Raw genomic sequence first — 17,287 nt, 5'->3', positions numbered from 1 at the left:
AGTCCGGGGCGCGGGCCTTCTCCATTGTCCTGGTCCTACGGGACTACTCCGCGGCCTTCTTCTTCTCCTCGGCGTCCTCGATCAACGCCTCGGCCAGCTGCTGCATCGACAGCCGCCGGTCCATCGACGTCTTCTGGATCCAGCGGAACGCGGCGGGCTCGGACAGCCCGTAGTCCGTCTGCAGGATGCTCTTCGCCCGGTCCACCAGCTTCCGGGTCTCCAGCCGCTGCGACAGGTCCGCGACCTCGCCCTCCAGTGCCTTCAGCTCCGCGAACCGCGACACCGCCATCTCGATGGCCGGCACCACGTCGCTCTTGCTGAACGGCTTCACCAGGTACGCCATCGCCCCGGCGTCCCGGGCCCGCTCCACGAGGTCGCGCTGCGAGAACGCGGTGAGCATCAGGACCGGCGCGATGGACTCCTCGGCGATCTTCTCGGCGGCGGAGATCCCGTCGAGGACCGGCATCTTCACATCGAGGATGACCAGGTCCGGCTTGTGCTCCCGGGCCAGCTCGACAGCCTGCTGCCCGTCCCCGGCCTCACCGACGACGGAGTACCCCTCTTCCTCCAGCATCTCTTTCAGGTCGAGGCGGATGAGAGCCTCGTCCTCAGCGATGACGACGCGGGTCGTCAGCGGCGGGACGTGCGACTTGTCGTCGTCGGACGCGTCTACGGGCTGGGGCGACTCGGGGGTGGTCACGGGGCTCCTTGGCTCAGGGCAGGTACTGCTGCGAAGCAGCCTACCTACCTGCTGTGCGCTTCTGATACCAGGTACACTTCTGACCGGTTACCAAGCCGGGTTGGCGCAACTGGTGGACGCGGAGGTCTCAAACACCTCTGTCCGAAAGGACATGTGGGTTCGAATCCCATACCCGGCACCATTCCAAAAGCGGATGTTCACGTTCTCGTGAATATCCGCTTTTTGCTACTTGCAGGCACGCACAGTCACCCAGGGTGGTGATGTGATCTTCCACAGCGCAGAAGTACGCCAAAAGGCGCTCGCTCTCCTCAGGTCCGGCACCACGGGTGCTGACGTCGCCCGTCAGCTGAAGGTGCCTCGCGGCACGGTCTCGTACTGGCTCCACATGGACCGCTCCAAGCGGGGCGAGTGTCCGGGCCCGCACACCCCGACATGCCATCGTTGCGATGGCACCGATCTCGACGAGTCCGCCTACGCCTATCTTCTGGGCCTTTACTTGGGCGACGGCCATGTAAGCCAGCACTCGCAGCACCGAGTGCCCAACCTCATGATCACGCTCGACGACTCCTGGCCCGGCATTCAGAATGAGGCCGAGGCGGCATTGCGCCAAGTATTTCCGGACAATGCCACGTGTCGAGTCCGCAAGATCGGCTGCCACAACATCAAGGTCTACTCGAAGCACCTTCTCTGCTTGTGCCCGCAGCACGGACCCGGCAGAAAGCACGAACGCCCGATCATCCTCGAACCCTGGCAGCAGGCGATCGTCGACGCGCACCCCTGGGACTTCATCCGGGGGCTCATCCACTCCGACGGGTGCCGGAACATGAACTGGACGACCAGGATGGTCGGCGGCGTGCGAAAGCGGTACGAGTACCCCCGGTACTGGTTCACCAACGTCTCGGACGACATCCGCCGCCTCTACACCGACACCCTCGACAAGCTCGGCATCGAGTGGACGCACTGCACCCGCGCGGGCAAGGAGTACAACATCTCCGTCGCCCGACGGGCATCCGTGGCGCTCATGGATGCACACGTCGGGCCGAAATACTGAGCTGCCCTACTTCGGGCTGTCGTCCTCGCCGATGTGGTGCACGCGCACCAGGTTCGTCGAGCCCGCGACTCCGGGCGGGGAGCCGGCCGTGATGACGACGACGTCGCCCTTCCGGCAGCGGCCGATCTTCAGCAGTTCCTCGTCGACCTGGGCGACCATCGCGTCCGTCGAGTCCACATGCGGGCCCAGGAACGTCTCCACGCCCCAGGTGAGGTTCAGCTGGGAGCGGGTGGCCGGGTCCGGGGTGAAGGCCAGGAGCGGGATGGGCGAGCGGTAGCGGGAGAGGCGCTTGACCGTGTCGCCGCTCTGGGTGAAGGCGACCAGGAACTTCGCCCCGAGGAAGTCGCCCATCTCCGCCGCCGCGCGGGCGACCGCGCCGCCCTGGGTGCGGGGCTTGTTGCGGTCGGTGAGCGGCGGGAGGCCCTTGGCGAGGATGTCCTCCTCTGCGGCTTCGACGATGCGGGACATCGTGCGGACCGTCTCGATGGGGTATTTGCCGACGCTGGTCTCGCCGGAGAGCATGACCGCGTCCGTGCCGTCGATGACGGCGTTGGCGACGTCGGAGGCCTCGGCGCGGGTGGGGCGGGAGTTGTCGATCATCGAGTCGAGCATCTGGGTGGCGACGATGACCGGTTTGGCGTTGCGCTTGGCGAGCTTGATGGCGCGCTTCTGGACGATCGGCACCTGCTCCAGGGGCATTTCGACGCCGAGGTCGCCGCGGGCGACCATGATGCCGTCGAAGGCGGCGACGATGTCGTCGATGTTCTCGACGGCCTGGGGCTTTTCGACCTTGGCGATGACGGGGAGGCGGCGGCCTTCCTCGTCCATGACGCGGTGGACGGGTTCGATGTCGCGTCCGCTGCGTACGAAGGAGAGGGCGATGATGTCCGCGCCGGTGCGCAGGGCCCAGCGGAGGTCGTCGATGTCCTTCTCGGAGAGGGCGGGGACGGAGACCGCGACGCCGGGGAGGTTGAGTCCCTTGTGGTCGGAGACCATGCCGCCCTCGATGACGGTGGTGTGGACGCGGGGTCCGTCGACTTCGGTGACTTCGAGGGTGACGCGTCCGTCGTCGATGAGGATGCGTTCGCCGGGGGTGACGTCGGCGTTGAGGCCTTCGTAGGTGGTGCCGCAGGTGTGGCGGTCGCCCTCCATGGGTTCGACGGTGATGGTGAAGTCGTCGCCGCGTTCAAGGAGTACGGGTCCTTCGCGGAAGCGTCCGAGGCGGATCTTCGGGCCTTGAAGGTCTGCGAGGATTCCGACGCTGCGTCCGGCTTCGTCGGACGCTTTGCGTACTCGGTGGTAGCGCTCTTCGTGTTCGGCGTAGGTGCCGTGGCTGAGGTTGAGGCGGGCGATGTCCATACCCGCCTCGACCAGGGCCTTGATCTGGTCATATGTGTCGGTGGCGGGTCCTAGGGTGCAAACGATTTTTGCTCGGCGCATGGTTTGAGCCTAAACCTTACCTACGGGTAGTGAATTGGCTCCGGATGACTCCTCAACATCCTTTGGGTGAAGGCTTTTTGACAAGTGTTGAATTGTGCGGCGGGGTGCTCGGATGAGCATTCTGCTCATAGATTCGGTGGGGTCATGATGAAGCGGGCGTTCACCTGGGCGCTGACTGTCTGGCGTTGTGGTTCGAGGTCGAGTGCGGGGGCGGGTTCGGTCGACGCGCCGGCGAATCCGCGGGGGGCGCCGTAGCCGCCGGGGGCCGGGGGCATGGCGGGGGCGGCGTTCTCGGCGCCGAGGTCGGCGAGTTCGACGAGGGCGGCGAGCTGGGCGCCGACGGCGTCGGCGTATTCGCGGGCGCGCTGGACGGCTTCGCGTACGGCTTGGCGGCGGGCTTCGCCGTGGGCGGGCGAGTTGGGGCGCAGGGCCCACCAGGGGCCGTCGATGCGGGTCATGTCGAGGTCCGCGACGCGGGTGGTGAATTCACCGAGTGCGGTGAAGTCGCCGAGTACGGCGGTGATGTGGACGCGTCCGTGGTAGGCGCGGATCTTCTCGTCGCGGCCGCGTTGGGTGAGTTCGGGGGTGATGGAGAAGGCGCCGGTTTCGAGTTTCTCGACGGCTTCTCCGTAGGTGCGGGCGAGTTCGAGGACGGTGGTGTTGCGTCGGGTGAGGTCTTCGAGGGCGGTGCGGCGGTCTCTGCCCCGGACGCTGACGGTGATGCCGACGCGGGCGATCTCGGGGTCGGTCTCCAGTCGGGCTTCGCCTCGGACGGCGAGGCGGGGGTGGTCGGGGGTGCCGTAGGGGTACGGGGTGTCGGTCATGGGTCCACTGTCGCACTCGGGTACGACAGCTGGTGGTCATCGAAACGAAACCTGTGGGGGGTGTTGCCGGGTGTGGTGCGTGGGTGATTATCTACGCGCGTTGTGCACGCGGGTGCGAGGTCTACGCGCGTTGTGCGGCGAGAGCACTGGGTACGGACGAGAACTGAGATGTGGGAGACGAGATGCCGCTGAACCGAAGGACGTTCCTGGGCACATCGGCCGCGGCGGGTGCCGGTGTCGCGATCGTGGGCGGTGGAGCGGTTCCCGCCGAGGCCCACGGTCACGGGCATGGGCACGGACCCGGTCATGGGCGTCCGCAGAAGCGGTACTCGTTCACCGTGATGGGTACGACGGATCTGCACGGGAACGTCTTCAACTGGGACTACTTCACGGACCAGGAGTTCGACGACAAGGATCACAACGACGTCGGCCTGGCGAAGATCTCGACGCTGGTGGAGCAGGTGCGGCGGGAGAAGGGCCGGCACAACACCCTGATGATCGATGCGGGTGACACGATCCAGGGCACGCAGTTGTCGTACTACTACGCGAAGATCGATCCGATCACCGCGAAGCGTGGTCCGGTGCATCCGATGGCGCAGGCGATGAACGTGATCGGCTATGACGCGGCGGCGCTGGGCAACCACGAGTTCAACTACGGCATTCCGGTGCTGCGCAAGTTCGAGGAGCAGTGTGACTTCCCGCTGCTGGGTGCGAACGCGCTGGACGCGAAGACGCTGAAGCCGGCGTTCGCCCCGTATGTGATCAAGAAGTTGCGTACGCCGCACGGCCGGGATGTGAAGGTGGCGATCCTGGGGCTGACGAATCCGGGTATCGCCATCTGGGACAAGGTGAACGTCGGCGGCAAGATGGTGTTCCCGGGCCTTGAGGAGCAGGCGGCGAAGTTCGTGCCCCGGCTGCGGTCCATGGGTGCGGATGTGGTGATCGTGTCGGCGCATTCGGGGAACAGCGGGACGTCTTCGTACGGGGATCAGATCCCGTACGTGGAGAATGCCGCGGGTCTGGTGGCGGAGCAGGTGCCGGGGATCGACGCGATTCTGGTGGGTCATGCGCATCTGGAGATCCCCGAGTACTTCGTGGAGAACAAGGAGACCGGTAAGAAGGTCGTGCTCTCGGAGCCGTTGAAGTGGGGGCAGCGGCTGACGCTGTTCGACTTCGATCTGGTGTGGGAGAAGGGCCGCTGGGTGGTCGAGAAGGCCGGTTCGCAGGTGCTGAACTCCAACACGGTGGCGGAGGACCGGCGGATCACGAGGCTGCTGGCGGACGAGCACAAGAAGGTCGTGGCGTACGTCAACCAGGTGATCGGTACGTCGACGGCGGCGATGACGACGGCGGAGGCGGCGTGGAAGGACGAGCCGATCATCGACCTGATCAACGTGGTTCAGGCGGAGACGGTGAAGAAGGCGCTGGCGGGTGGCGAGTACGCGTCGCTTCCGGTGCTGTCGCAGGCGTCCTGCTTCTCGCGTACGGCGCGGATTCCGGCCGGCGATGTGACGATCAAGGATGCGGCGGGTCTGTATCCGTTCGAGAACACCCTTGAGGCCCGGTTGGTGACGGGGGCGCAGATCAAGGATTATCTGGAGTTCTCGGCGCGGTATTACGTGCAGACGGCGGCCGGTGCTCCGGTGGATACGGCGAAGCTGACGAACGCGGACAACACGCCGGATTACAACTATGACGCGGTGTCGGGTCTGACGTATGAGATCGACATCGCGAAGCCGAACGGTTCGCGGATTGTCGGTCTTTCGTTCGAGGGCAAGGCGATTGATCCGGCGGCGCAGTTCGTGCTGGCGGTGAACAACTACCGGGCGAGTGGCGGGGGCAACTTCCCGCATGTGCCGGGTGCGAAGCAGCTGTGGGCGAATTCGGAGGAGATCCGGAACACCATTATCGCGTGGGTGCAGGCGAAGGGTTCGGTGGACGGTGCGCAGTTCGCTTCGGTGGACTGGTGGCTGACGCGGGACGGTACGCCGGTGTTCTAGGCTGCGGATTCTTGCGGGCCTGAGGTGCTCTGGGCCTGCGGTTCTTCTGGTTCCGCGGTGGGGCGGCCGTCTCCTTTCCTTGTGGGGGGAGCGGCCGCTCTTCTGTGTGCCGGGGTGGGGCGGGGTGTCAGTTGCTCTGGACGAGGGGGGTGAGGGTGGGGGCTTGGGCGGGGATGTTCGGGGTGCGGGGGGTGAGGCCGAAGGTGGTGAAGGCGGTGCGTTGCGGCAGGTGGTAGGCGGTGGTGCCGGTGAGGCTGTTGAGGATGGTGGCGCTGCGCCAGGCGGCGAGGCCGAGGTCGGGGGCTCCGACGCCGTGGGTGTGGCGTTCGGCGTTCTGTACGTAGATGTTGCCGGTGATGGCGGGGTCGAGGTCGAGGCGGAACTGCTCGTCGATGCGGGGGCGGCCGGAGCTGTCGCGGCGCAGGCGGGTGCGGAGGCCGTCGAGCATCTGGTCGAGGGGGCGTTCGCGGTAGCCGGTGGCGAGGACGACGGCGTCGGTGGTGAGGCGGGAGCGGGTGCCTTGCTGGATGTGTTCGAGGTGGAGTTCGACGCGGGTGGTGGCGACGCGGCCTGCGGTGCGTACGCAGACGCCGGGGGTGAGGGTGGCGTCGGGCCAGCCGCCGTGGAGGGTGCGGCGGTAGAGCTCTTCGTGGATGGCGGTGATGGTGTCGTGGTCGATGCCCTTGTGGAGTTGCCATTGGTGGGGGACGAGTTCGTCGCGTACGGGTTCGGGGAGGGCGTGGAAGTAGCGGGTGTAGTCGGGGGTGAAGTGTTCGAGGCCGAGCTTGGAGTACTCCATGGGTGCGAAGGCGGGGGTGCGGGCGAGCCAGTGGAGTTTTTCGTGTCCGGCGGGGCGGGCGCGCAGCAGGTCGAGGAAGATCTCGGCGCCGGACTGGCCGGAGCCGATGACGGTGATGTGTTCGGCGTCGAGGAGTTGTTCGCGGTGGTGGAGGTAGTCGGCGGAGTGGATGACGGGGACTGATCCGGCTTCGGCGAGGGGTTTGAGGGGTTCGGGGATGTGGGGTTCGGTGCCGACGCCGAGGGCGATGTGTCGGGTGTGGGCGCGGCCGAGGGCTTCGGCTTCGCCGTGGGCGTCGAGTTGGGTGAAGTCGACCTCGAAGAGGGCGCGTTCGGTGTTCCAGCGGATGGCGTCGACTTGGTGGCCGAAGTGGAGGCCGGGGAGTTGTTCGGTGACCCAGCGGCAGTAGGCGTCGTATTCGGCGCGTTGGATGTGGAAGCGCTCGGCGAAGTAGAAGGGGAAGAGCCGGTCGCGGGTGCGTAGGTAGTTGAGGAAGGTCCAGGGGCTGGTGGGGTCCGCGAGGGTGACGAGGTCTGCGAGGAAGGGGACTTGGAGGCTGGCGCCGTCGATGAGGAGGCCGGGGTGCCAGTGGAAGGCGGGGCGTTGTTCGTAGAAGGCGGCGGCGAGGGGTTGGGGGGTGCCGGGGATGCCGTGGGCGAGGGCGGCGAGGGAGAGGTTGAAGGGGCCGATGCCGATGCCGACGAGGTCGTGGGGCTGGTCGGTCTCGGGCGCGGGCCGGTCGGGCCTGGGTGGCCGGGCTGTCATCGGGGTGTGCTGCCTTCCGTGGTCTCTGCGGTCTCTGAGATCTCTGCGGTTCCTGCGGTTCCTGCGGTCTCTGCGGGTCCTGCGGTTGCTGCGGTTCCCGCGGTCTCTCCGGTTTCTGCGGTCTCGGAGATCTCTGTGGCGAGGTGGGTGACGAGGTCGAGCAGTTCGCGGAGGTCGTGGGGGGTGGTGTGGGGGTTGAGGAGGGTGGCTTTGAGCCAGAGGCGGCCGTGGGCGTGGGTGCGGCCGAGTACGGCGTGGCCGCGGGTGAGGAGGGTGCGGCGGATGGCGGCGACGGTGTGGTCGGTGGCGTCGGTGGGGCGGAAGAGGACGGTGGAGATGGTGGGGTGGTCGTAGAGGTCGAGGGCGGGGGTCTTGGTGATGAGGTCGGCGAGGCGGTGGGCGGCGGCGCAGGTGCGGTCGATGAGGTCGGCCAGTCCGGTGCGGCCGAGCGCCTGGAGGGTGACGGCGATCTTGAGTGCGTCGGGGCGGCGGGTGGTGCGCAGGGAGCGGCCGAGGAGGTCGGGGAGGCCGGCTTCGGTGTCGTCGCCGGCGTTGAGGTAGGGGGCGTGGTGGTGGAGGGCGTCGAGGTGGTGTCGGTCCGGGACGGCGAGGATGCCTGCGGAGGCGGGTTGCCAGCCGAGTTTGTGCAGGTCGAGGGTGACGCTGTGGGCGCGGTCGAGGCCGTGGACCTTGTTGCGGTGGGTGGGGCTGAAGAGGAGGGGGCCGCCGTAGGCGGCGTCGATGTGGAGTTCGGCGCCGTGGGTGGTGCAGAGGGCCGCGATTTCGGCGAGGGGGTCGATCTGGCCGGTGTCGGTGGTGCCTGCGGTGGCGGTGACCAGGACGGGGGTGCCGGGTCGTCTGTGGAGGCGGGTGAGGGTGTCGTCGAGGGCGGTGAGGTCCATGACGCCGGTGGGGGCGGGGATGGTGAGGGGTGCGGGGAGGCCGAGGAGCCAGGCGGCGCGGGTGATGCTGTGGTGGGCGTTGGCGCCGCTGATGGTCTGGATGTGGCCGTGGCGTTCGCGGGCGAGGAGCAGTGCGAGTTGGTTGGCTTCGGTGCCGCCGGTGGTGACGAGGGCGTCGGGTGCGGTGCGGTGGGGGTAGATCTCGGCGGCGAGTGCGGTGGTGAGGTCGGCTTCGAGGGCGGAGGCGGCGGGGGCCTGGTCCCAGGAGTCCATGGAGGGGTTGAGGGCCGAGGCGGCGAGGTCGGCTGCTGCGGCGAGGGCGAGGGGCGGGGTGTGGAGGTGTGCCGCGCAGAGGGGGTCGGCGGGGTCCGCCGCGCCTTCGGTGAGGGCGGTGATGAGGGTGGCGAGTGCGTGGTGGGCGCCGGTGCCCTGGTCGGGGATGACGGGGCGCAGGGCGGTGCGCAGGTGGGGGGTCACGGTGTCGGGGCCGCCTGCGGGGAGGGGGCCGTCGCGTCGGCGGGCGCCGTCGTGGAGTGCGGTGAGCACGGTGTCGATGAGGGGGCGCAGGGCGGCGGGGCCGGTGGTGCCTCCGGCGAGGGGCGGGGTGGGCATGGAGGTGGTGGCCCTTCGGAGCGCATGGGTGGACATCCCAGCTTGTCCGGGTTTTGGGTGGCGCGGCCGGTGAGCGCGGTGATCTGAACTCGAAAGGGGGATGGGTGTGCGAGGTGGCCGGGGTGGTGGCGGTTGGGGTGGTATGGGTGCGTGCTGTTGTGGGTCCGGCTGTTCGCGGGGTGGTGGCGGTCGGGGTGCGTGCGGACTGCGGGTCCGGCTGTTCGCGGGGTGGTGGTGCCGGTCCGGTGAAGGCGCTCCAAAGTCGGTGGCCGCGGTGGGGTGTGGGCGGGAACGGCGACGATCGGGCGTCCGGTGGTGTTCGCCGGGGCCCGATCGTGGCTGCGGGGCGGGTGTGTTCCGCCGGTCGGGTCAGCCGTACATCGCCAGGCGGCAGAAGGCCGCGAGTGCGGCGTCGATGGGGTGGGGCTGTGGCTTGCCGGAGGGGTCGAGGGTGTTCCATCGCTGGAGGTTGACCGCGACGGACAGTTGCCGGTTGCCGTCGGCACGGGTCATGGTCAGGGCTCCGGCGCCCCAGGCCGAGCCGCCGTGGCCCCAGAAGGTGGGCTGGTCCGGGGCTTCCGTCGGATACAGGCCGAGGCCGTACGCGATGGTCTTTCCGTCCTGGGAGATGACCGGGACGGTGCGTCGCATCTGGGCCAGCGACGCGGGGCTGACGATCTGGCCGGCCAGGAGCAGGCCGTAGAAGCGGTTGAGGTCGGTGACGGTCGATATCAGTCCGGCCGCCGGTCCCACCCATGACATGTCGAAGACGCTGTAGTCGCGCGGCGGGTCGATCATGCCGAACCACGCCTCGTAGAGCTGTGGGTGCGGTCCCTCGATGTGCGGTCCGGTGGGGAGTTCGGTGTTCCGGAGTCCGGCGTGTTCGATGACGTTCCGGGTGATGCACTGCTGGGCCGTGGTGCCGGTGACGTGTTCCAGGAGTTCGCCGAGAAGCAGGTAGTTGGTGTTGGAGTAGGTGCCCGGTGTGCTGCCCGGGGCGCCGGTGGCGGGTGCGCCGACGCCCATCGCGATGAGTTCGGTGGCGTGGAACCGGGTGAACCGGTTGTCGTCCAGGCTTTCCGGCCGGGTGTCCGCGGGGTCGGGGAAGCCCTTGAGGGAGGGGTAGGCGTAGGGGAGGTATTCGGCGAGGCCGCTGGTGTGGTTGATCAGCATCCGGACGGTGATCGTCTCGCCGCGTTCGCCGGGGACCAGGGCGGGGAGGTACTGGCCGATCGGTGTGTCGAGGCCGATCCGGCCGTTGTCGACCTGTTGCAGCACGGCGGCGGCGGTGAAGGTCTTGGTGATGCTGCCGACGCGGTGGCGCATGCCGGCGGTGACGGGGCGTCCGGTGGTGGTGTCGGCGGCCCCGGCGGCGCCGCGCCAGATCTGGCCGCCGTCGCGTACTTCGGCGAACAGGCCCGGGATTCCGGCGCGGTGGACGTCTCCGATGGCGGTTTCCAGCTGTGCGGGATCCAGTGCGTTCCTCACGGCTTGCGTCCTTTCGTAGTCCCGGGGGTGACCGTCCGCATCGGTCGTCCGCCCCGGGTAACGGGGCACGGGGGCAGGCCACCGGTCCGCTTGCCGACGGCCCGGCACACCCATGCACCCATTATGCACGCGGTGCGTGCAACACCAAGCGCGTACGTTAGGCTGGGGGCCGACGAGAGGAACGGGATGGCAGGCAGAAGGCGCTGGTCGACCGAGGAGATCCTGGACGCGGCGGCGGAGCTGCTGCGCACGGGCGATGCCGAGTCGTTCAGCGTGCGCAAGCTGGCCGCGGTCCTCGGGACCGATTCCTCCAGCCTCTACCGGCACTTCCGCAGCAAGACCGAACTGCTGCGCGCGGTCGCCGACCGGATCCTGCTGGCCGCCATGGACGGCTACCGCCCAGAGGGTGACTGGAAGCAGCGCATCACCGCCCTGGGCCTGCGGCTGCGGGAGGCCTTCGGCCGGCAGCCGCAGCTCGCCGCGGTCTGGGGGCGCTACGCGTCGAGCGGCGCCGGTTCCCGGCTGGTGATGGAAGCGGTGCTGCAGGACCTGCGGGCCTCTGGCCTGCCCGACGAGGAGATCCCGGCGCACTATCACCGGATCGCGGTCCTCATCTCCGCGCTGGTCGCCTCGGAGGCCGGGGTCAGCACGATCACCCCCCAGGAGTACGACCAGGGCATGGAGCTGTTCCGTGTCGCGGTGCTCGGCGCGGACCCCGAGCGCTTCCCCGCCCTGTCGCACTTCGCCCGTGACGTCCGCCCCCTCGGGGTGGACCGCCGCGAAGCGTTCGTGGAGCTGCTGGCCGCCCAGCTCGCCCAGGTGGAGGCCTCGGCGGCCCGTACCCGCTGAAGGGCCGCCCCGTAGGCCCCGCAGGGCGTACGGGGCGGCCGTGACCGGGCTGTGCGGCCTCAGTCCAGGTAGGCGTCGTACTGCTCGACGTCACCGGGTTCGAGCCGCATCTCCGGGTCGGCCTTGATGCTGGAGAGCTCCGTGCCCAGGACGCGCCCGGTGTGCTCGTCGAGGATGACCGTCCAGCGCACCGTCCCCTTGAGGTCCGCGGCGTACGCCTGGCCCTGGCGCCCGGCACGGTCCCTGACCGGGCCGATGGCACGCAGGCCGGGCTGCTCGGCGAGCAGTCCGTCGATCGCGGCCGTCTGGGCGGGGCCCGGCGTCCACTCGCGCAGCAGCGCCTCCAGGGCGTCCACCGTCCAGTACGCGCTGCCCCGGGTGTCGGGGTTCTCCTTCGCCAGGTAGTCGGCGAGGCCGCCGACGGTGGTCGGGGGGGTGTTCACGTAGGAGGCGGACTTCTGCCACGAGCCTGCGGGCAGGTGCGTGCGGTGGACGACCCGGCCGTCCTCGATGTCCTGGGCCTCCCCGCTGCCGTCGGCGTTGTAGCGGTCGCGGGATTCGGTCACCGGTACCTGCTCCGGCTCGTGCTTCCCGTCGTCCCACAGCCCCATGGCCCACTCCCGGCGGTGGGTCCCCCGGCGGGCGGCGCCATCGGAGCCGGCGAGGGCGGCGGCCCGCTTCGCGACGGTGGCGAGGGGAACGGTGGCCCGGGAGCTCTCCACCTTGAGCGGGGCGGGCGCGGCGACGGCCGTCTGGCCGCTGCTGCCGGTGACGGCGAACCCCGCCACGGTCGCCGCGACGACGGCGGCCGCCACCCCGAGGGACATCGACCGGCGAGGTGTCAGCCGACCGAAGCCCGACGGGCGGCCAGTGGCGGGGCGGGGCTTGAAGGGCTTCACGGTGTCGGACGCGACGGCCGTCTCGTTGACCTCGTTCATCAGCTGCGCTTCGAGCTCCGCGTGCCGGGTGGGCGAGAGCCGGGGGGCGCAGGGCCGCGGGACCATCTCACGCAGTGCGGCGAGCTCGGTGCGGTCTTCGGCCGCCGGACGGGAGGACGGGGCGGCGGCGCCGGAACGGTGCCGGAACAGGGCGTTCATGCGGGGTTCTCCTGGGTGGTTCGGGCCAGAATGCTGTCTACGTGCTGTACTTGTCCGCCGCCTCCGGGGAGTTCCCGGCTTTCGGGGTGTTCCCGGCCGGGTGCGCTCCGGGTGGTGTCGCGCCGGGTTGCCGGGTGCCCGACGGAGTCGCGCAGCTTGGCGCGGGCGCGGGACAGCCGGGAACGCACGGTGCCGATGGGTATCCCCAGGGCCTCGGCGGCGGACGCGTAGTCCAGTCCGCCCCAGACGCACAGGGTGAACACCTCGCGCTCGGTGCGCCGCAGTCCCTCCAGCGCCGCCTTGGCCGCCGCCAGCTGTTCGGCGTCGGCCAGTCGCCCGGTCACCTCCTCCGCGAAGTCCGGGACGGTGTCGGAGCGCTCCATGCGGGCCAGGGCTCTGCGGTGCCGCCGGGCCGAACGGGCCGTGTTGCGCAGGACGTTGGTGGCGATGCCCAGCAGCCACGGGCGCAGGCTGTCGTTCTCCTCGGGGCGCAGCCGCTCGCGTGAGCGCCACGCCTCCAGGTAGGTGAGGGAGACGACGTCCTCGGCCGTGGCCCAGTTGCCGGTGGACCACAGGGCATGGCGGTATACGGCGTCGGCGTGCTCCCGGAACGCCTCGGCGAGCGCGGCCGGGTCACCTTCGCGGAGACGGGCGGGGGTTGAGTGAGTCACGTGGATTAATGTCCGGACGGTCCGGCGGGTTCCTGTGACGTGTGTCACCGGATGTTGTTGCGCGGACCCGGCCCGGCAGCTTGCCCGACGCACCACGGGCGGTGCCCGGCCCGCCCTTGTCGAGGGCGGGCCGGGCACGGGTGGTGGGGGTTCGCCGGTCCGGTCAGTGGGCGTCGCGGACGGCGAGGGCGCGGCGCAGGTCGTCGATCTGGTCGGCGAGCTTGCGGCGCAGTGCGGGGATCAGGGCCTGGTCGTCGAGTGCTTGTTCGCCGAGGTGGAGGCTGTGGGCGTCGATGGCGTACGCGGGGAAGGCGTAGCGTCCGGCGGCCTCCGCGATGGCGGGTCCGCGGCGGACGGCGAGCTGGGTCGCCTCGGGGTAGTAGCGGGGTACGTACGCGCTGACGAGGTCGGCCTGTTCGGGCTGCCAGAAGCCCTGGGCGACGGCGGTGAAGAGGTAGTTGGAGAGGCTGTCGTCGGTGAACATGGCCTGCCAGGCGGCCTCCTTGGCCTCGGCGGTGGGCAGGGCGGCGCGGCAGCGGGCGGCGCCTTCCTGGCCGGTGGCGCTGGGGTCCTGGTCGAGTTCGGCGGCGATGGCGGTCTCGTCGACGGCGCCGAGGACGGCGAGGCGGGTGAGGGCGCGCCAGCGCAGTTCGGCGTCGAGTTCGGGTCCGCCGGGGACGGTGCCTTCGGTGAGCCAGCCCTGGATGGCGTCGGGCTGGGTGGCGGCGTCGATGAGGTGGCGTACGGCGATGAGGCGGAGGCCGGGGTTGCTGCCGTCCTCGGTGCGGCGGATGAGGTCGCGGCACAGGGCGGTGAGGGTGGTGAGGGCGGCGGGGCGGTCTTCGGGGCTGAGGTAGCGTCCGGCGATCTGGGTGGTGGCGAAGGTGAGGACGCCCTGGTGGAGTGCGAGGTCGGTTTCGTGCGGGAGGTGGGTGCGGGCGGCCTCGATGTAGGTGGTGGGGGCGAGTTCCCCGTCGCGGACCATGTCGCGGGCGGTGTTCCAGATGACGGCCCGGGTGAGGGCGTCGGGGATGCCGGAGAGGCAGCGCAGGGCGGTGTTCCAGGAGTCCGGGTCGAGGCGGACCTTGGCGTAGGTGAGGTCGCCGTCGTTGAGGACGACGAGGGCGGGGCGGCGGCCGGGCCGGGTGGTGGGGGCGTCGTGCTGCGGGATGCCGATGTCGAAGCGGTCGCGCGGGACGAGCCGGTCGGGGCCGGACTGGGTGTCGATGGCGTGGTCGTAGGTGCCGACGGTGATGCGGTGGGGGCGGGAGCCCTGGTGGTCGACGGTGAGGGACCAGGTGGTGTCGGCTTCGGTGATGTGCGGGGTGAGGGTGTCGACCCCGGTGGTGCGCAGCCACTGGTCGGCCCAGGCGTGGACGTCGCGGTCGGTGGCGGATGCCAGGTTGTCGATGAAGTCGGCCAGTGTGGCGTTGCCGAACTTGTGGCGGGCGAAGTGGGTGTTGATGCCGGCCAGGAAGTCCTTCTCGCCGAGCCAGGCGACGAGCTGGCGCAGGGCGGACGCGCCCTTGGCGTAGGAGATGCCGTCGAAGTTGAGCATCGCGGAGGCGGTGTCGGGGACGGCGGCGGGGTCGGGGGCGACGGGGTGGGTGGAGGGGCGCTGGTCGGCGTCGTAGCCCCAGCCCTTGCGGGCGACGCCGAAGTCGACCCAGGTGTCGGTGTAGGCGGTGGCTTCGGCGAGGGTCTGGTAGCCCATGTACTCGGCGAAGGACTCGTTGAGCCAGATGTCGTCCCACCAGGCGAGGGTGACGAGGTCTCCGAACCACATGTGGGCCATTTCGTGGGCGATGACCATGCCGCGGGTCTGGCGCTCGGTGTCGGTGACGGCGGAGCGGTAGACGAACTCGTCGCGGAAGGTGACGAGGCCGGGGTTCTCCATGGCGCCCGCGTTGAACTCGGGGACGAAGGCCTGGTCGTAGGAGTCGAACGGGTAGGGCTCGTCGAACTTCTCCTGGAACCGGTCGAAGCAGGCCCGGGTGATGCCGAGGATCTCGTCGGCGTCGGCGTCGAGGTGGGGGGCGAGGGAGGCGCGGCAGTGGATGCCGAAGGGCAGTCCGGCGTGTTCGGTGGTCACGGAGTGCCAGGGGCCCGCGGCGACGGCGACGAGGTAGGTGGAGATCGGCGGTGTGGGGGCGAGGGTCCAGTGGCCGTCGCCGGAGTGCTGGGCGGTGCTGTTGCCGAGGACGGTCCAGCCTTCGGGGGCGGTGACGGTGAGTGCGAAGACGGATTTGAGGTCGGGCTGGTCGAACGCGGCGAAGACGCGCTGGACGTCCTCCATGAAGAGCTGGGTGTAGACGTAGGTCTCGTTGTCGGTGGGGTCGGTGAAGCGGTGCATGCCTTCGCCGGTCCGGGAGTAGCGCATGGCGGCGTCGACGCGGAGTTCGTGTTCGCCGCTGGTCAGGGCGGTGAGCGGGAAGCGGTTGCCGTCGAGGTCCGCGGGGTCGAGGGGCTGCCCGTCGAGGCTGATGGAGCGCAGGGTGGCGGGCTTGATCTCGACGAAGGTGTCGCCGTCCGTGCGGGCGGTGAACCGGATGAGGGTACGGGAGTCGAAGGTCTCCTCCCCCGCGGTCAGATCGAGGTCGACCGTGTACCGCTGTACGTCGAGGAACTGGGCTCGGGTCTGCGCTTCGTCGCGCATCAGTACGGACATGGCCCCATGCTGCCGTATGCGGTGTGCGGGGTGCAGGCGGGTTCGCGGCGGGCTGAGCGGGTGCGGGGCGGGATGCCGGGGCGACGGGCCCCGGCGACGTGCTCAGGTACCGGTGTGCGCGCCGTGTCCCGATTCCTCCGCGATGCGTTCGTGGTGGCGGATGACCTCGGCCACGATGAAGTTCAGCAGCTTCTCGGCGAACGCCGGATCCAGGTGCGCGCTCTCGGCCAGCTGCCGCAGCCGGGCGATCTGGCGGGACTCCCTGGCGGGGTCGGCCGGGGGGAGCTGGTGGGCGGCCTTGAGGTGGCCGACCTGCTGGGTGCACTTGAAGCGCTCGGCCAGCATGTGGACGACAGCCGCGTCGATGTTGTCGATGCTCTCCCGCAGCCGGTTCAGCTCGGCGCCCGCGGAATCGTCGATGTTGCTCGTGGTCATGGTCGTCGAGCTTAGAGCCTGTCCGGCGGGGCGTGCTACGGAGTGATCGTCGGCGGGTGGTCCGGGTCCGGCACCCGGTCGCTCCAGCCGCCCGGCACACTGCGGCCCTGCTGCTCGCGGAAGCGGACCGGCGCGGTGCCGACGCGGCGGGCGAACAGCCGGGAGAAGTACGCCGGGTCGTCGTACCCGACGCGGCGGGCGACGGCCGCGACCGGCAGGTCGCTGGTGGCGAGGAGCTCCTTGGCGCGGCCGAGCCGGATGCCGAGGAGGTAGTCCTTGGGGCTGCATCCCGCGCCGCGCCGGACGGCGGTGCGCAGCTCGGCGGCGGTCATTCCGTGCCGGGCGGCGTGCTCGGCGACGGAGAGCGGCTGGAAGGCGTCCCGGGCCATGGCCTGGAGCACCGGGTCCCCGTCGGGGCTGACGTCGGCGCGGGCCCGGCGCAGCGCGACGAGCAGTTCGTGGACGGCGGCGCCCGTCTCCACCTCCAGCAGCGGGTTGCCGCGCCGGGCGGCCCGGACCATCCGGCCGATGGCGGCGCGGGGTGCCGCCGTGTCGGAGAGCGGGACGAGGGGGCGGTCCGGTTCGATGTAGCCGAGTTCGGTGTATGTGGTGGTGGCGGGGCCGGTGAAGTCGACGAAGCTCTCGTCCCAGCCGGTGGCGGGGTCGGCGCCGTAGTGGTGCGGGGTGCCGGGGGTGAGCCAGATCAGGCTGGGTCCGGTGACCGTTGTCCGCCGTCCGTCGGGCCCGGCGAACCATCCGTTGCCCGAGTTGATGACGACGGCGACGTGGTGGTCCAGGGTGCGGGGGCCGACGGTGGGCAGCGTGCCGTGCTGGAGGCCCACCCCGAGGCAGACCAGGCCGAGGCGGTGGTGGAGCGGGCTCGGGGTGAAGAAGCGCATCCAGGTGTGGTACATCGGCTTTCGCTCCCCCGTTCTCGCGTCCCGCGGCGCCGGTGAGGTGCCGCGTGCGGACAGCGTCGCTTCCGG

At 69.9% G+C, this 17,287-nt stretch carries 14 protein-coding genes and 1 tRNA gene; 4 read left to right on the top strand and 11 right to left on the bottom strand.

What is annotated here, in order from left to right:
* Window positions 1–43: 43 nt before the first annotated feature.
* Window positions 44–700, bottom strand: coding sequence for an ANTAR domain-containing response regulator (locus ACIP89_RS05565; RefSeq protein ID WP_024492786.1), 657 nt, complete (start codon window positions 698–700; stop codon window positions 44–46).
* A 94-nt stretch (window positions 701–794) separates the two neighbouring features.
* Between ACIP89_RS05565 and ACIP89_RS05560 the strand changes: the two genes are divergently transcribed.
* Together ACIP89_RS05560 and ACIP89_RS05555 are read left to right on the top strand one after the other, a co-directional pair.
* Window positions 795–881 (top strand) — tRNA-Leu (locus tag ACIP89_RS05560).
* Between the two features lie 81 nt (window positions 882–962).
* Window positions 963–1,751 carry a helix-turn-helix domain-containing protein gene (locus ACIP89_RS05555; RefSeq protein ID WP_402113146.1) on the top strand — a complete coding sequence of 263 codons (789 nt, stop codon included), beginning with the start codon at window positions 963–965 and terminating at the stop codon, window positions 1,749–1,751.
* 6 nt (window positions 1,752–1,757) lie between these two features.
* Here ACIP89_RS05555 and pyk read toward each other — a convergent pair whose 3' ends face one another.
* Window positions 1,758–3,191 (bottom strand): pyruvate kinase, encoded by a 1,434-nt coding sequence (pyk, locus tag ACIP89_RS05550; RefSeq protein ID WP_401509630.1) that lies wholly within the window; start codon window positions 3,189–3,191, stop codon window positions 1,758–1,760.
* Window positions 3,192–3,316: 125 nt separating this feature from the next.
* The gene (locus ACIP89_RS05545) at window positions 3,317–4,015 is read right to left on the bottom strand and encodes an SIMPL domain-containing protein (protein WP_401923089.1); all 699 of its coding nucleotides are present in this window, start codon (window positions 4,013–4,015) and stop codon (window positions 3,317–3,319) included.
* Window positions 4,016–4,197: 182 nt separating this feature from the next.
* On the opposite strand from ACIP89_RS05545, the gene ACIP89_RS05540 reads away from it, so the two are divergent.
* Window positions 4,198–6,015 (top strand): bifunctional metallophosphatase/5'-nucleotidase, encoded by a 1,818-nt coding sequence (locus ACIP89_RS05540; protein ID WP_402113142.1) that lies wholly within the window; start codon window positions 4,198–4,200, stop codon window positions 6,013–6,015.
* Window positions 6,016–6,142: 127 nt separating this feature from the next.
* On the opposite strand, the gene ACIP89_RS05535 is transcribed toward ACIP89_RS05540, so the two are convergent.
* The 3 genes from ACIP89_RS05535 to ACIP89_RS05525 all read right to left on the bottom strand — a co-directional run bounded on the left by ACIP89_RS05535 (window position 6,143) and on the right by ACIP89_RS05525 (window position 10,581).
* On the bottom strand, window positions 6,143–7,579 hold the full coding sequence (locus tag ACIP89_RS05535) for a lysine N(6)-hydroxylase/L-ornithine N(5)-oxygenase family protein (RefSeq protein WP_401923087.1): 1,437 nt from the start codon (window positions 7,577–7,579) through the stop codon (window positions 6,143–6,145).
* Window positions 7,576–9,093 carry a pyridoxal phosphate-dependent decarboxylase family protein gene (locus tag ACIP89_RS05530; RefSeq protein ID WP_402113139.1) on the bottom strand — a complete coding sequence of 506 codons (1,518 nt, stop codon included), beginning with the start codon at window positions 9,091–9,093 and terminating at the stop codon, window positions 7,576–7,578. Before ACIP89_RS05530 ends, ACIP89_RS05535 begins: the two co-directional genes overlap by 4 nt.
* A gap of 369 nt (window positions 9,094–9,462) precedes the next feature.
* The gene (locus ACIP89_RS05525) at window positions 9,463–10,581 is read right to left on the bottom strand and encodes a serine hydrolase domain-containing protein (RefSeq protein ID WP_402113136.1); all 1,119 of its coding nucleotides are present in this window, start codon (window positions 10,579–10,581) and stop codon (window positions 9,463–9,465) included.
* Between the two features lie 186 nt (window positions 10,582–10,767).
* Between ACIP89_RS05525 and ACIP89_RS05520 the strand changes: the two genes are divergently transcribed.
* Window positions 10,768–11,430 (top strand): TetR/AcrR family transcriptional regulator, encoded by a 663-nt coding sequence (locus ACIP89_RS05520; RefSeq protein WP_371773784.1) that lies wholly within the window; start codon window positions 10,768–10,770, stop codon window positions 11,428–11,430.
* Between the two features lie 59 nt (window positions 11,431–11,489).
* Here the strand turns inward: ACIP89_RS05520 and ACIP89_RS05515 are convergent, their stop codons facing one another.
* The 5 genes from ACIP89_RS05515 to ACIP89_RS05495 all read right to left on the bottom strand — a co-directional run bounded on the left by ACIP89_RS05515 (window position 11,490) and on the right by ACIP89_RS05495 (window position 17,215).
* Window positions 11,490–12,527: a CU044_5270 family protein gene (locus tag ACIP89_RS05515; protein WP_402113134.1), complete on the bottom strand. Its 1,038-nt coding sequence runs from the start codon at window positions 12,525–12,527 to the stop codon at window positions 11,490–11,492.
* Window positions 12,524–13,198, bottom strand: coding sequence for an RNA polymerase sigma factor (locus tag ACIP89_RS05510; protein ID WP_401925563.1), 675 nt, complete (start codon window positions 13,196–13,198; stop codon window positions 12,524–12,526). The genes ACIP89_RS05515 and ACIP89_RS05510 overlap by 4 nt, the downstream gene beginning before the upstream one ends.
* A gap of 163 nt (window positions 13,199–13,361) precedes the next feature.
* Window positions 13,362–15,866 carry an aminopeptidase N gene (gene pepN / locus ACIP89_RS05505; protein WP_402113131.1) on the bottom strand — a complete coding sequence of 835 codons (2,505 nt, stop codon included), beginning with the start codon at window positions 15,864–15,866 and terminating at the stop codon, window positions 13,362–13,364.
* Window positions 15,867–15,968: 102 nt separating this feature from the next.
* Window positions 15,969–16,301: a chorismate mutase gene (locus ACIP89_RS05500; RefSeq protein WP_401923071.1), complete on the bottom strand. Its 333-nt coding sequence runs from the start codon at window positions 16,299–16,301 to the stop codon at window positions 15,969–15,971.
* Window positions 16,302–16,336: 35 nt separating this feature from the next.
* The gene (locus ACIP89_RS05495) at window positions 16,337–17,215 is read right to left on the bottom strand and encodes a helix-turn-helix domain-containing protein (RefSeq protein ID WP_401923069.1); all 879 of its coding nucleotides are present in this window, start codon (window positions 17,213–17,215) and stop codon (window positions 16,337–16,339) included.
* Window positions 17,216–17,287: the final 72 nt, after the last annotated feature.

Source organism: Streptomyces sp. NPDC088730 (assembly GCF_044751215.1).
In the GTDB taxonomy this organism is placed as follows: Bacteria; Actinomycetota; Actinomycetes; order Streptomycetales; family Streptomycetaceae; genus Streptomyces.
The sequence above is the reverse complement of the archived record's forward strand: the minus strand, read 5'-3'. Positions and strand labels throughout refer to the sequence as shown.

What these genes read in the sequence shown, in the direction of transcription:
- pyk (WP_401509630.1), bottom strand. Translation starts at nt 3,191, where the DNA reads ATGCGCCGAGCAAAAATCGTTTGCACCCTAGGACCCGCCACCGACACA.
- ACIP89_RS05545 (WP_401923089.1), bottom strand. Translation starts at nt 4,015, where the DNA reads ATGACCGACACCCCGTACCCCTACGGCACCCCCGACCACCCCCGCCTC.
- ACIP89_RS05540 (WP_402113142.1), top strand. Translation starts at nt 4,198, where the DNA reads ATGCCGCTGAACCGAAGGACGTTCCTGGGCACATCGGCCGCGGCGGGT.
- ACIP89_RS05535 (WP_401923087.1), bottom strand. Translation starts at nt 7,579, where the DNA reads ATGACAGCCCGGCCACCCAGGCCCGACCGGCCCGCGCCCGAGACCGAC.
- ACIP89_RS05530 (WP_402113139.1), bottom strand. Translation starts at nt 9,093, where the DNA reads ATGCCCACCCCGCCCCTCGCCGGAGGCACCACCGGCCCCGCCGCCCTG.
- ACIP89_RS05520 (WP_371773784.1), top strand. Translation starts at nt 10,768, where the DNA reads ATGGCAGGCAGAAGGCGCTGGTCGACCGAGGAGATCCTGGACGCGGCG.
- ACIP89_RS05515 (WP_402113134.1), bottom strand. Translation starts at nt 12,527, where the DNA reads ATGAACGCCCTGTTCCGGCACCGTTCCGGCGCCGCCGCCCCGTCCTCC.
- pepN (WP_402113131.1), bottom strand. Translation starts at nt 15,866, where the DNA reads ATGTCCGTACTGATGCGCGACGAAGCGCAGACCCGAGCCCAGTTCCTC.
- ACIP89_RS05500 (WP_401923071.1), bottom strand. Translation starts at nt 16,301, where the DNA reads ATGACCACGAGCAACATCGACGATTCCGCGGGCGCCGAGCTGAACCGG.
- ACIP89_RS05495 (WP_401923069.1), bottom strand. Translation starts at nt 17,215, where the DNA reads ATGTACCACACCTGGATGCGCTTCTTCACCCCGAGCCCGCTCCACCAC.